14 protein-coding genes are annotated in these 13,667 nt (G+C 51.1%); all 14 read left to right on the top strand.

Features of this window, described 5'->3' with window-relative positions:
* Positions 1–296: 296 nt before the first annotated feature.
* The 14 genes from mnmG to glmU all read left to right on the top strand — a co-directional run bounded on the left by mnmG (position 297) and on the right by glmU (position 13,593).
* On the top strand, positions 297–2,186 hold the full coding sequence (gene mnmG, locus EUZ85_RS02510; protein ID WP_127974374.1) for a tRNA uridine-5-carboxymethylaminomethyl(34) synthesis enzyme MnmG: 1,890 nt from the start codon (positions 297–299) through the stop codon (positions 2,184–2,186).
* 2 nt (positions 2,187–2,188) lie between these two features.
* Positions 2,189–2,842, top strand: coding sequence for a 16S rRNA (guanine(527)-N(7))-methyltransferase RsmG (gene rsmG / locus EUZ85_RS02505; RefSeq protein WP_127974373.1), 654 nt, complete (start codon positions 2,189–2,191; stop codon positions 2,840–2,842).
* Positions 2,843–3,634, top strand: coding sequence for a ParA family protein (locus tag EUZ85_RS02500; protein WP_127974372.1), 792 nt, complete (start codon positions 2,843–2,845; stop codon positions 3,632–3,634).
* Between the two features lie 29 nt (positions 3,635–3,663).
* A complete protein-coding gene (locus EUZ85_RS02495) occupies positions 3,664–4,539 on the top strand; it encodes a ParB/RepB/Spo0J family partition protein (RefSeq protein WP_127974371.1) in 876 nt (291 codons plus the stop codon).
* A gap of 246 nt (positions 4,540–4,785) precedes the next feature.
* A complete protein-coding gene (locus EUZ85_RS02490; protein WP_241566934.1) occupies positions 4,786–5,289 on the top strand; it encodes a F0F1 ATP synthase subunit I in 504 nt (167 codons plus the stop codon).
* Between the two features lie 29 nt (positions 5,290–5,318).
* A complete protein-coding gene (gene atpB / locus EUZ85_RS02485; protein WP_127974369.1) occupies positions 5,319–6,149 on the top strand; it encodes a F0F1 ATP synthase subunit A in 831 nt (276 codons plus the stop codon).
* A gap of 69 nt (positions 6,150–6,218) precedes the next feature.
* Positions 6,219–6,473 (top strand): F0F1 ATP synthase subunit C, encoded by a 255-nt coding sequence (atpE, locus tag EUZ85_RS02480; protein WP_011400738.1) that lies wholly within the window; start codon positions 6,219–6,221, stop codon positions 6,471–6,473.
* Between the two features lie 57 nt (positions 6,474–6,530).
* Positions 6,531–7,001 carry a F0F1 ATP synthase subunit B gene (locus EUZ85_RS02475; protein WP_011400737.1) on the top strand — a complete coding sequence of 157 codons (471 nt, stop codon included), beginning with the start codon at positions 6,531–6,533 and terminating at the stop codon, positions 6,999–7,001.
* Positions 7,002–7,013: 12 nt separating this feature from the next.
* Complete coding sequence (locus EUZ85_RS02470) at positions 7,014–7,550, top strand: F0F1 ATP synthase subunit delta (protein WP_127974368.1); 537 nt, start codon at positions 7,014–7,016, stop codon at positions 7,548–7,550.
* 61 nt (positions 7,551–7,611) lie between these two features.
* Positions 7,612–9,156: a F0F1 ATP synthase subunit alpha gene (atpA, locus tag EUZ85_RS02465; RefSeq protein ID WP_011400735.1), complete on the top strand. Its 1,545-nt coding sequence runs from the start codon at positions 7,612–7,614 to the stop codon at positions 9,154–9,156.
* Positions 9,157–9,231: 75 nt separating this feature from the next.
* Entirely contained in the window at positions 9,232–10,095 is an 864-nt protein-coding gene (atpG, locus tag EUZ85_RS02460; protein ID WP_127974367.1) for a F0F1 ATP synthase subunit gamma, read from the top strand.
* Between the two features lie 80 nt (positions 10,096–10,175).
* Entirely contained in the window at positions 10,176–11,555 is a 1,380-nt protein-coding gene (gene atpD, locus EUZ85_RS02455; protein WP_127974366.1) for a F0F1 ATP synthase subunit beta, read from the top strand.
* A gap of 28 nt (positions 11,556–11,583) precedes the next feature.
* On the top strand, positions 11,584–12,009 hold the full coding sequence (locus tag EUZ85_RS02450; protein ID WP_011400732.1) for a F0F1 ATP synthase subunit epsilon: 426 nt from the start codon (positions 11,584–11,586) through the stop codon (positions 12,007–12,009).
* 225 nt (positions 12,010–12,234) lie between these two features.
* On the top strand, positions 12,235–13,593 hold the full coding sequence (gene glmU, locus EUZ85_RS02445) for a bifunctional UDP-N-acetylglucosamine diphosphorylase/glucosamine-1-phosphate N-acetyltransferase GlmU (RefSeq protein WP_127974365.1): 1,359 nt from the start codon (positions 12,235–12,237) through the stop codon (positions 13,591–13,593).
* Positions 13,594–13,667: the final 74 nt, after the last annotated feature.

Below are 13,667 nucleotides of genomic sequence, written 5' to 3'. Positions count from 1 at the left end.
CTGATTTTTTTTGTCTTTATAAAACAATGGGTTGTTAGTTGATAATTTTAGTCGGGCAATGGTTTTGCTTGTGGATAACTTTATTAATAACTTGTCTAAAATATTTTTGCTAACTCTCTGAAAAGGCTAGGCTATTTTTTAATCTGTGTGACAAAGCCAAGTCATAAGGCGCCCAAGTCAGCACGTTTTGAGCGTTTTTTAAACATTTTTCATATGGCGCTCTTATTTTTGCCCTGCCCACATAGTAAAATACGCGGTTCGTTTCAGGTCCGTTACCGATGAGGGTGTAAAAGTCTATGGACTTTCCAAAAAGTTTTGACGTCATAGTGATAGGCGGTGGGCATGCCGGAACCGAGGCTGCATTAGCGGCGGCGCGTATGGGGCGCCAGACTCTGCTGTTGACTCATAACATAGAAACCCTTGGACAGATGTCCTGTAACCCCGCAATTGGAGGCATCGGTAAAAGTCACTTGGTGAAAGAAGTGGATGCGCTTGGTGGCGCCATGGCCTTGGCGACGGATCAGGCGGGGATTCAGTTCCGGGTGCTTAACTCCAGAAAAGGCCCGGCGGTGCGCGCAACCCGCGCTCAGGCGGACAGGGCGCTGTATAAAGCAGCGATCCGTGAAATTTTAGAAAATCAGCCTAACCTCACTATATTTCAGCAGGCTGCTGACGATCTGATCATGCAGGGCGACTGCGTCGCCGGCGTCGTTACCCAAATGGGTCTGCGTTTTCATAGTAAAACAGTCGTACTAACGACCGGAACTTTCCTTGGCGGCGTTATTCATATTGGATTGGAAAACCATTCCGGCGGTCGTGCGGGGGATCCCCCTTCCATCGCGTTAGCGAAACGGCTGCGGGAAATGCCTTTTCGTGTTGGACGCTTGAAAACAGGAACGCCGCCTCGAATTGATGCGCGTTCTGTGGATTTTTCGGTGATGGAGGCGCAGCCTGGAGATACGCCAATTCCAGTCATGTCATTTATGGGCTCGGCGGATCTGCATCCACGTCAGGTGAACTGTTTTATCACTCGCACTAATGAATTCACTCACGAGATCATTCGTGGAGGGATGGATCGATCGCCTATGTACACGGGAGTGATCGAAGGGGTTGGACCTCGTTATTGTCCTTCAATTGAAGACAAGGTGAATCGTTTTTCTGACAAGGATTCACATCAGATATTTATTGAACCTGAGGGGCTGAGTACTCACGAGCTGTACCCCAATGGTATTTCCACCAGCCTGCCTTTTGATGTGCAGCTGGAATTGGTGCATTCGATCCAGGGCATGGAAAATGCGCATATCACCAGACCTGGCTACGCCATTGAGTACGATTTCTTTAACCCCCAGGATTTGAAGCACTCCCTGGAGACTAAGTTTGTCGGCAACCTGTTTTTCGCTGGCCAAATAAACGGCACAACCGGCTATGAAGAAGCGGCGGCGCAAGGTCTGTTGGCGGGTATGAACGCCGCCCTGCGCTCGCAAGATAAAGAAGCGTGGAGTCCACGCCGGGACGAAGCTTATATCGGTGTATTAGTGGACGACCTGATCACAATGGGCACGCGAGAGCCATACCGTATGTTCACCAGTCGTGCTGAGTACAGGCTGCTTCTGCGAGAAGACAATGCGGATTTGCGATTGACCGAAAAAGGTCGCGAGCTTGGCATGATAGATGACGAACGCTGGCGTGTTTTCTGTGAGAAACGGGAAGCTATCGCTTGCGAGCAGCAACGTTTGAAGTCTATCTGGATTCAGCCGGCGACGGAAAAAGCCCGGAAAGCGGCGGAGCTGTTGGAGACGGAACTGACGCGAGAGTACTCATTGCATGATCTGCTGAAGCGTCCTGAAATGACCTGGGAAAAGCTGTCTCTGCTGGATGCTGAAGTAGCGACGACGCCGTCTGAAGTGGCGGAACAGTTGGAGATACAGGTTAAATACGCTGGATATATTGATCGTCAGCAGGAAGAAATTGAGCGCTTGCGGCGCAATGAAAATATGGCGTTACCTGCGGATCTCGACTACAGCGGAATTCAGGGCTTGTCCAATGAGATCAAGCAAAAGCTGACAGAATTGAAACCAGAAACTTTGGCTCAGGCTTCCCGGATTCCAGGCGTCACTCCGGCGGCGGTTTCTTTGTTGCTGGTTCATCTGAAGAAGCGCGGCTCCATTCAGCGGAAGAGTGCTTGAGTATGGCGTTGGTTTTGAATCAAACGGAGCAGCTGACGTCTGGCTTAAAGGCGATGGGAGTGAGTTTGGCGGAGGCGCAGCAAATTCAAATTCTGCGTTATCTGGAACTGCTGCATAAATGGAACAAGGCGTATAACCTCACTGCCGTGCGCGATCCTGCATTGCATGTGAGCCGTCATATACTTGATTCGCTAGCCGCGCTTCCTTATTTAAAAGGCGCTCAGTTTCTGGATGTTGGCGCTGGCGCAGGTTTACCGGGAATCCCCCTTTCCATTGCGCAGCCGGACTCCCACTGGACATTGTTGGATAGCAACGGCAAAAAAACCCGATTCATGGATCAGTGCCGGATGGATATGGGGCTGACGAATCTTCGGGTTGAACACACCCGTATCGAAGCGTTTACGCCCGACGCCAAGTTTGACGGAATAATATCCAGAGCTTTCGCGACGATTGGCGATATGATTGCCGGATGTCGCGATCTAATTCTTCCCGAAACGCGCATTTATGCGTTGAAAGGCCTTTATCCCCATGACGAGATTGAAGCCATGCCGGCGGACTTTGAAGTTGTGGAATGGCATAAGCTGGAGGTTCCCGGTTGTGATGGGGAACGTCATTTGCTTATTATTGCGCGTAGTGGAAATACCGGAGGCTCATAAATGGCGCGAATATTGGCTGTAACCAACCAAAAAGGCGGTGTCGGCAAAACCACGACCTGCGTCAATCTGGCAGCCTCTCTAGCCGCTACCCGGCGCAAAGTATTGCTGGTGGATATTGATCCACAGGGCAATGCGACGATGGGAAGCGGTATCGATAAAAATACGATTGAACACACCGTTTACGATGTGCTCACTAAAAAGGCGGACGCCGCCCAGGTAGTGAAGACGTCTGAAGCGGCGGGGTACGATGTAATGCCCGCCAATGGAGATGTCACGGCGGCGGAAGTCGAGCTGATGAACGAGATCGGTCGGGAGTACCGTCTGCGCAACGCTATTAAGGAAGTGGCGGCGAACTATGATTATGTGCTGCTTGACTGTCCTCCGGCATTGAACTTATTAACGGTGAATGCATTGGTGGCGGCCAATGGCGTCTTGATTCCCATGCAGTGTGAGTATTACGCGCTTGAGGGACTGGCGGCGTTGATGAACACTATCGAACAAATCCGCGAAACGGTTAATCCGAGTCTGGAAATAGAAGGTCTGTTGCGCACCATGTACGATCCCCGCAACAGCCTGACATTGGACGTATCGCGGCAAATTACGGATTACTTTGGCGATAAAGTGTATCGCTCAATTATTCCGCGCAACGTAAGGTTGGCGGAAGCGCCTTCCTATGGCGTGCCGGCGCTGAAATACGATAAAAGCTCAAGAGGCGCCATTGCTTATCTGGCATTGGCGGGAGAAATTATTCGCAAAGACAGGAAGGCGGCGAAAGAAGCCGTCCCAGCCTGAATGGGCGATTTTGGGGAACTACCTGAATAATGAAAAAACGAGGTCTAGGCGATCGCGGACTGAACGCATTGTTGGCCGGGTCGCGCACACGCACCAATGAGGAAGAAGAAAACGTCAAACAGGATGGCGTTTTAAAAGAGCTTCCAGTCGAACTGATCCAGCGTGGGCAATATCAACCTCGTCGGGACATGGACCCCGAGTCGCTCGAGGAACTGGCGCAGTCTATTCGTCAACAAGGCGTCATGCAGCCTATCGTGGTGCGGGAGATTGCTCCAAACCGCTATGAAATTATCGCTGGTGAGCGCCGTTGGCGTGCGACTCAGATTGCTGGTAAAGATAAAATTCCCGTTATCATTCGCGATGTTCCCGATGAAGCCGCCATAGCAATGGCGTTGATTGAGAATATTCAAAGGGAAAACCTTAACCCTATAGAAGAGGCCATGGCGCTACAGCGCTTGCAGGACGAATTTGGTTTGAACCAGTCCCAGGTGGCGGAAGCGGTTGGAAAATCTCGCCCGGCTATAGCCAACTTACTACGCCTCCTTGCTCTCCATGCTGACGTGAAAACTATGTTGGAGCGTGGCGATATGGAAATGGGGCATGCCAGAGCTTTGTTGCCTTTGGATGAGCCAACACAGTTGGCTGCGGCGAACGCCATTGTCGAGAAGGGCTTGTCGGTCAGACAAACAGAAGCTTTGGTGAGAAAGCTGTTGCAGGAAAAAGAAAATCCGACGGAAAAAATCAAGAAAGCCCTGGATGCGGATGTCCGCAAGTTGCAGGAAAGTCTGGCGGAAAGGCTGGGGTCGCCAGTCACTATCGATTACAACAGTAAAGGCAAGGGTAAGCTAGTTATCAAATACAGTTCTCTGGACGAGTTGGACGGTATTCTCGCTCATATTAAATAAGGTCTCTTTCTGTCTTTTCGCCAATTTGTTCGCATGAAGAACAGATTGGCGTTCTTGCTCCCGGTTTTACTTCTTTTTTAGGCCTGGATCACTAAAACTGCATGCCATCCATGCAGTGTACAAAGTTAGCTCAAACACAACATTTGGTGTCTGGATTTTCAATACAGCATATTTAGTACCAAATATTGATTTGCTTAAAATTTGTTAACGCTCCCATGTGTATGGAAATTATACAGTTTTGTTTTCATGGCGGTTGAATGCGTTACATCGACACAATATAATCACCTGCGCCTAAAGCTACGGGTCTCTGTAGTGCAAGGGGCGGGGGTAACAAGAACTAGGCAGAAACGTGATTTGAATAGTGCAGCTCGCTCGCTTATTAAGCGGCCGCCAGTCTTTAGGATTGTGGGATTACAATTAATAGCCACGGTCCTCATATCTTTAATCGCGTGGAGATGGAGCAGCGTGCATGCGTACTCGGCTTTGGTCGGGGGACTGATTTGCGCTGTTCCAAACATGTATTTCGCCCACCGCGCCTTTCTCTATCAAGGGGCTCAAGCAGCCAGGCAAATCGTACAATCTATTTATAAGGCAGAGGCGGTTAAGCTAGGATTAACGGCCATTTTTTTTGGCCTGGCTTTTAAGTTTATCCAGCCTTTGGAGCCGGCAAGTTTATTTCTGGCTTTTCTAGGTGTGCAGTCAGTGCATTGGTTCGCGCCGCTGATTGTCGGAAGGCGGCAGCGTAAATAACAATTGCAACAATCGATTAAGAGTGAAACATGGCAGGCGAAAATCCTACAGCGTCGGAGTACATTCAGCACCATCTTCAAAACCTGACCTTTGGTAACCACCCAGAGCATGGCTGGAGTTTTGCGCACACTGCGCAGGAAGCCAAAGAAATGGGATTCTGGGCCGTCCATGTTGACAGTCTGGGTTGGTCAATCGCCTTGGGCGCCTTGTTTGTCTGGTTATTCCGCAAAGCAGCGGTGAAAGCGACCAGTGGCGTACCAAGCGGACTGCAGAACTTTGTTGAAATTATGGTCGACTTCGTCGACAAGAGCGTCAAGGAAACCTTCCACGGCAAAAATGCTGTCATCGCTCCTTTAGCGCTGACTATTTTCTGCTGGATCTTCCTGATGAACCTGATGGACTTGGTTCCCGTGGACTTCCTGCCAAGACTGTTCCAAGTCGTAACCGGCAATGAACATGCTTACTTTAAAGTCGTTCCCACCACTGACGTCAATGTGACTCTGGGAATGTCGTTGTCCGTTTTCTTCCTGATCATTTATTACAGTATTAAAGTCAAAGGCGTGGGCGGTTTCCTAGGCGAACTGACCCTGCAGCCATTCGGTAAGTGGATGCTGCCATTCAACCTGCTCCTGGAAGGCGTAGGCTTGATCGCCAAACCTATTTCTCTTGCTCTGCGTCTATTCGGTAACCTTTACGCAGGCGAGCTGCTCTTCATCCTGATAGCGTTGATGCCGTTGTGGGTGCAATGGGTGCTATCAGTGCCCTGGGCGATTTTCCACATTTTGGTTATTGTGCTGCAGGCGTTCATATTCATGATGTTGACCATCGTGTATCTGAGCATGGCGCATGAAGATCATTAAGAAGTAGAAATTTCCATCAAAACTAAAAACTTTCTATCCACTAACTAACTGATAAATTTAGGAGAGACAATGGAAACTGTAGTTGGTATGACCGCGATTGCTGTAGCTCTTTTGATCGGCATGGGCGCGTTAGGTACTGCAATTGGTTTCGGCTTGCTGGGCGGCAAATTCTTGGAAGGCGCTGCGCGTCAACCTGAAATGGTGCCCATGCTGCAGGTTAAAATGTTCATCGTGGCCGGTCTGCTTGACGCCGTAACCATGATCGGCGTTGGTATCGCTCTGTTCTTCACTTTCGCTAACCCGTTCATTGCTTTGGTTCAGTAATTACACCTTTTAGGCAAACGAGTCATTTTATTCGACTGATAAGCGAGGGGTGTCAACGTGAACATCAACCTGACAATGATAGGGCAAGCGATTGCTTTCTTTATCTTTGTCGTATTCTGCATGAAGTATGTATGGCCGCCGGTCATACAGGCTCTGCGGGAACGCGAGAAAAAGATTGCCGATGGTTTGCAGGCTGCTGAGCACGCGCAAAAGGATCTTGAGCTAGCCCAAGAAAAAGTTGCCAAGCAGTTGCGTGAAGCCAAACAGCAAGCGGCTGAAATTATCGAACAAGCCAACAAGCGCGCCAATCAGATGCTGGAAGAAGCAAAAGATCAGGCTCGTACTGAAGGCGAACGTTTGATCACTGCAGCCAAAGCTGAAATCGACCAGGAAAAGAACCGTGCTAAGGAATCGCTGCGTGCTGAAGTCGCTGCGCTGGCGTTGGCGGGTGCTGAGAAGATCCTGGAAACCTCTGTGGACGCAGGTGCGCACAGCAACATGCTAGATAAACTAGCTGCGGAACTATAAGAGGTTTGCATTATGGCGGAAAGCACTACACTCGCCCGGCCATATGCGAAAGCGGCCTTTGAATTAGCTCGGGACGCGGGTCAATTGTCGGAATGGTCAGCGTTATTAGCGCTGACCGCCGCTGTTGCTGAAGACGGCAATATGCACAAGGTGTTAAATCACCCAGCATTGACCAGCGCTCAGAAAGGCCAGACGTTCCTTGAGGTTTGCGAAGGCAAACTCAATGAAGCGGGAGCTAACTTTGTTAGAGTCCTCGCTGAAAACAACCGTCTGGTCCTGCTGCCGGAAATCGCGGCACTGTTCGAGCAGTTAAAGGCGCAGCAAGAAGCCACAATCGAAGTCACTATTGAGAGCGCATTCGAAATGAATGGCGAGCAGGAAAACAAGCTTGCTCAAGCTCTGCAAAAGAAACTATCTCGTAACGTCAATTTGCGCTCCCAGCTTAACAAAGAGCTGATTGGGGGCATTGTCGTGCGTGCCGGTGACTTGGTGATTGATGCGTCCGTACGCGGTCGCTTGGCTAAGCTGGCTGAGGCAGTGAATTCCTGAACTGGCGCCTGCGGCTGAATTTCCGCAGAAAGGTAACTGAAGGGTTTTTGAGGATAAAGGCATGCAGCAACTGAATCCATCTGAGATCAGTGAAATCATCAAGAAGCGCATTGAGAAGCTGGATATTTCTTCTGAAGCAAAAACAGAAGGCACTATCGTAAGCGTTTCTGATGGTATCGTACTGATCCATGGTCTTGCCGACGTAATGTACGGTGAGATGATTGAATTTGAAGGCGGCGTATACGGTCTGGCTCTTAACTTAGAGCGCGATTCCGTGGGCGCCGTTGTACTGGGCGACTACAAAGATTTAGCGGAAGGCCAAAAGGTAAGAGTAACCGGCCGTATCTTGGAAGTACCCGTAGGCGAACAATTGCTTGGTCGCGTCGTTGACGGACTGGGTAATCCGATTGACGGTAAAGGCGCTCTTGAAACGACTCTGACTGAGCCTGTTGAAAAAGTGGCGCCGGGCGTTATCGCTCGTAAATCCGTTGGTCAGCCGATGCAGACCGGTTATAAATCCGTTGATACCATGGTGCCTATCGGTCGCGGTCAGCGTGAGTTGGTTATCGGCGACCGCCAGACTGGTAAGACTGCTCTGGCGATCGATGCGATCATTAACCAGAAAGGCACAGGCATTAAGTGTATCTATGTAGCGATTGGCCAGAAGCAATCTTCTATCGCTAACGTAGTGCGCAAGCTGGAAGAACACGGCGCAATGGATCACACCATCGTTGTCGCCGCTGGCGCTGCGGACCCTGCTTCCATGCAGTTCCTGGCTCCGTATTCCGGTTGCACCATGGGCGAATACTTCCGTGATCGCGGCGAAGACGCACTGATCATTTATGACGACTTGACCAAGCAAGCTTGGGCGTATCGTCAGATCTCCCTGTTGCTGCGTCGTCCGCCCGGACGTGAAGCTTACCCCGGTGACGTATTCTACCTGCACTCCCGTTTGTTGGAGCGTGCGTCCCGCGTTAACGAGGAATACGTAGAGAAGTACACCAACGGTGAAGTGAAAGGCAAAACCGGTTCTTTGACCGCTCTGCCTATCATCGAAACTCAAGCCGGTGACGTATCTGCGTTCGTTCCTACTAACGTAATTTCTATTACTGACGGCCAGATCTTCCTTGAGACAAGCCTGTTCAATGCGGGCATCCGTCCTGCAATGAACGCCGGTATCTCTGTATCCCGGGTAGGTGGCGCCGCACAGACCAAGATCATGAAAAAGCTGGGTGGCGGTATCCGTCTGGCCCTGGCTCAGTATCGTGAACTGGCTGCGTTCGCTCAGTTCGCTTCCGACCTTGACGAAGCGACTCGTAAGCAGCTGGAGCACGGTCAGCGTGTTACCGAACTGATGAAGCAAAAGCAGTTCGCACCGATGACCGTTGCTGAAATGGGCTTGGTTCTGTTCGCTGCAAACGAAGGTTTCCTGGACGATGTCGACGCCAAGAAAGTAGTTCCCTTCGAAGCGGCTCTGCTTTCTTACGCCAAGAGCGAATTCGGCGATCTTCTGGCGAAGATCAACGAAGCAGGCGATTACAACGACGAAATCGCCGCCGGCCTGAAATCTTGTATCGAGAAGTTCAAATCCACTCAAACCTGGTAATGAACTTCTAACCGTCGCCGCTTCTGCGGCGACTGGTTGTTCAACAGGTTCAGGATTAACGAAAGGCAGGTAAATATGGCCGTCGGAAAAGAGATTAAAACCCAAATCGCAAGTATTAAGAGCACGCAGAAAATTACTAGCGCGATGCAACTCGTCGCCGCCAGTAAAATGCGTAAAGCTCAACAGCGAATGGCGGCGGGTCGGCCTTATGCTGATCGCATACGCAGCGTCATAAGCCATATCGCTACTGCGAATCCAGAATATCGACATCTGTATCTGCAAGAACGCGAAGCTAAAAGAGTTGGCTATATCGTGGTCTCTACTGACCGCGGACTCTGTGGCGGTTTGAACGTTAACGCTTTCCGCGAAATGATGCGCTCCATGAAAGAATGGCGCGATAAAGGCGCGGAAGTCGATTTGTGCGCTGTAGGGCAAAAAGCGATCAGCTTTTTCCGTAACTATGGCGGTAACGTCGTCGCTGCATTGAGCCACTTGGGGGATGAACCATCCCTTACCAAGATCGTGGGCTCCGTAAAGGTCATGCTGGACGCTTATGCGGAAGGCAAGATCGACCGTTTGTACCTGGTCCATAACCGCTTCGTAAACACCATGACGCAGAAGCCTACCGTGGCGCAGCTGTTGCCTCTTCCCCCTGCGGAAGATGATGAAATGATACGTCGCCATTGGGACTACATTTACGAGCCTGACGCTAAAGGCTTGTTGGATGGGTTGCTGACCCGCTTTATTGAGTCCCAGGTATATCAAGCTGTCGTGGAAAATAACGCCTGTGAACAGGCCGCGCGGATGATCGCTATGAAGAGCGCGACCGACAACGCCGGCGGAATCATCAACGAGCTGGAGTTGGCGTACAACAAAGCTCGTCAGGCGGCGATCACTCAAGAGATCTCCGAGATCGTGAGTGGCGCAGCGGCGGTATAGGTTTCTTGGTATTTGGACGCGCCGTCTGAAAGGCGGCGGAGTCAGGCAGAACAGATTTAAGATTCAGTGAGGAACTGACAATGAGTAGCGGACAAATAGTGCAGATTATCGGGGCGGTTATCGACGTCGAATTTCCGCGCGATACAGTGCCCAAAGTCTATGATGCTTTAAAAGTTGAAGGCGGAGCCACAACACTGGAAGTTCAGCAGCAGCTGGGCGACGGTATCGTGCGCACAATCGCCATGGGAAGCACCGAAGGTCTACGCCGCGGTCTTCAAGTAGAAAACACCAACGCTCCTATCTCAGTACCAGTCGGAACCCAGACTCTGGGCCGCATCATGGACGTACTGGGTAACCCGATTGACGAAAAAGGTCCTATCGGCGAAGAAGAGCGTATGCCTATTCACCGTAACGCTCCTGGTTACGCAGATCAGTCTTCTTCTCGCGACCTGCTGGAAACCGGCATCAAGGTTATCGACTTGGTATGTCCTTTCGCGAAAGGCGGTAAAGTCGGCCTGTTCGGTGGCGCGGGTGTAGGTAAGACCGTAAACATGATGGAGCTGATCAACAACATCGCGAAAGAGCACTCCGGTCTTTCTGTATTCGCGGGTGTTGGTGAGCGGACTCGTGAAGGTAACGACTTCTACTACGAGATGGAAGAGTCCAACGTACTGGACAAAGTAGCGATGGTTTACGGGCAGATGAATGAGCCCCCAGGAAACCGTCTGCGTGTTGCTTTGACTGGTCTGACCATGGCGGAGAAATTCCGTGACGAAGGTCGTGACGTTCTGTTGTTCGTTGACAACATTTACCGTTACACCCTGGCGGGAACTGAAGTATCAGCTCTGCTGGGTCGTATGCCTTCCGCAGTAGGTTATCAGCCGACTCTGGCTGAGGAAATGGGCGTTCTGCAGGAGCGTATCACTTCCACTAAAGTTGGCTCCATTACTTCCGTTCAGGCCGTATACGTACCTGCGGATGACTTGACTGACCCCTCTCCAGCAACCACGTTCTCTCACTTGGATGCGACAGTTGTATTGAGCCGGGATATCGCCGCAAAAGGTATCTACCCTGCGATCGACCCGCTGGATTCCACCAGTCGTCAGCTGGACCCGCTGGTTATCGGTCAGGAGCACTACGACGTGGCGCGTGGCGTACAGACCGTACTGCAGCGTTACAAAGAGCTGAAAGACATTATTGCGATCCTGGGTATGGACGAGCTGTCTGAAGAAGATAAGCAGATCGTATCCCGTGCGCGTAAAATTGAGCGTTTCTTGTCTCAGCCTTTCCACGTTGCGGAAGTATTTACCGGTTCTCCGGGCAAATACGTGTCTCTGAAAGACACTATCCGCGGCTTTAAAGGTATTCTTGATGGCGAATTCGACCACCTTCCAGAACAGGCGTTCTACATGGTTGGCGGTATCGAAGAGGCGGTTGAGAAAGCCAAGAAGACTAAATAATATCCGAATAGGATAGAGGCCTAACCAAATGGGTATAAGTGTGCATTGCGATATCGTTAGTGCGGAACAGGAGATCTTCTCTGGCCTGGTGGAGATGGTTATCGCCGCCGGCAGTGAAGGCGACCTGGGCATCACGCCGGGTCACACCCCCCTGCTAACTGCGCTAAACCCCGGTCCGGTTAGGATCATCAAGCAAGGCGGTGAAGAGGAAGTATTTTTCGTTACTGGCGGATTCCTCGAAGTACAGCCGAACATGGTGACCATCCTATCGGATAGCGCGCAACGTGCGGGCGATATGGACGAAGCCGCTGCTCTGGAAGCGAAGAAAGAAGCCGAGAAGGCCCTGGCCAATCGCGGCGGAGACTTCGAGTACTCCAGAGCTGCATCGCAGTTGGCCGAGGCCGCTGCAAGGCTCCGCACCATCCAGCAAATGCGTAATAAGTTGAAGCGCTAACAGCAAAGATTGCAAGATCGAACAAGGGGAAGCACAGTCTTCCCCTTTTTTGTATTTGAATGCCCACGTAAGGGTCAAAACTTGGCGCCCGTGCGCAGCTTTACTAGTCTATCTGGACGGCAGGAAATTTTTTTCCTAATCCCTTAAAGTGTCGATTAATACAACTTCAATTAACAGCCAAGCTGTTACCGGTTTAACTACTTTATCCATTCTTCGGAGACCGATATGAGTCTGCACATCATCATTCTCGCAGCCGGCCAAGGTACGCGAATGAAATCCGAGTTGCCGAAAGTGATGCATTGCGTCGCTGGCAAACCCCTGGTTCAGCACGTCATCGACACTGCACGTCGTTTGGAGCCGGAAAACATTACTGTCGTATATGGCCATAAAGGCGATGTGGTTCAGGCGGGGGTAACTGGCCCTGGCCTATTATGGGCGCATCAGGCCGAGCAGCTTGGCACAGGGCATGCAGTAGCTCAGGGGCTGCAGAATTTATCTGATGATGGCCAGGCATTGATTTTATATGGCGATGTGCCGCTCACTTCCGCCGCTACACTGAAAAACTTTCTCGCCGTCAGCCACGGTAAACTGGGCGTTTTGACTGTGACCTTGGACGACCCCGCTGGCTATGGCCGTATCGTCCGCAATGATGCTGGATCGGTGATTTCTATCGTTGAACAAAAAGACGCGACGGAAGAGCAGAAAGCCATTAATGAAATTAACACCGGCATCATGGCTGTGCCGGTCAGCCGGCTGAAAGAGTGGCTACCCAAGCTCTCCAACAGTAATGCCCAAGGTGAATATTATCTGACGGACATCGTCGCCCTTGCGGTTGAAAGCGGGGTAGACATTGTTACTGCGCAACCAAGCTTCCTCCATGAAGTTGAAGGCGTTAATAACAGGATTCAGTTGGCCGCGCTGGAGAGAGCGTATCAACAACAGGTCGCCGAAGAGCTGATGCTGTCCGGCGCGACTCTGCGCGACCCCGCCCGCGTTGACGTTCGGGGCGTGCTTAATGTCGGCTGTGACGTGGAAATTGACGTGAATGCCGTCTTCGAAGGCGATGTCACCCTGGGAGACAGAGTTAAAATCGGTCCGAATTGTGTGATACGAAATGCGGTCATCGCTAATGACGTAACAATCGAAGCCAGCAGTATCATAGAAGACGCTCGTATTGACGCTTTCGCCACGGTTGGACCCTTTGCGCGACTGCGCCCAGGCGCTCATTTATTTGAGAAAGCCAAAGTCGGAAACTTTGTAGAGATCAAGAAAGCCGATATCGGTCCTGGCAGCAAGGTGAATCACCTCAGCTATGTCGGCGATGCCACGGTAGGCTCTAACGTCAATATTGGCGCAGGGACCATCACCTGTAACTATGACGGCGCCAATAAGTTTAAGACGCTTATAGAGGACGATGTTTTCGTTGGCTCCAATACGGCTCTGGTGGCTCCGGTGACTTTGGGTAAAGGGGCGACGATTGGAGCTGGTTCCACTGTGACCAAGGATGTATCTGACAAGCAGCTCGCCGTCGCGCGCGCGCAGCAGCGCAACATAGATGGTTGGACGCGGCCGGTGAAGAAGTAGCCCGAGCACAAATAACGTTAAGCGAGGCCTTGCTGCCTCGTTTTCTAAAAAAGCATAAAACGTACTAAGATTCG

It is taken from the genome of Hahella sp. KA22, assembly GCF_004135205.1.
Lineage (GTDB): Bacteria > Pseudomonadota > Gammaproteobacteria > Pseudomonadales > Oleiphilaceae > Hahella.
Note: the sequence above shows the minus strand (reverse complement) of the source record. Positions and strands in the feature narration are given on the sequence as shown.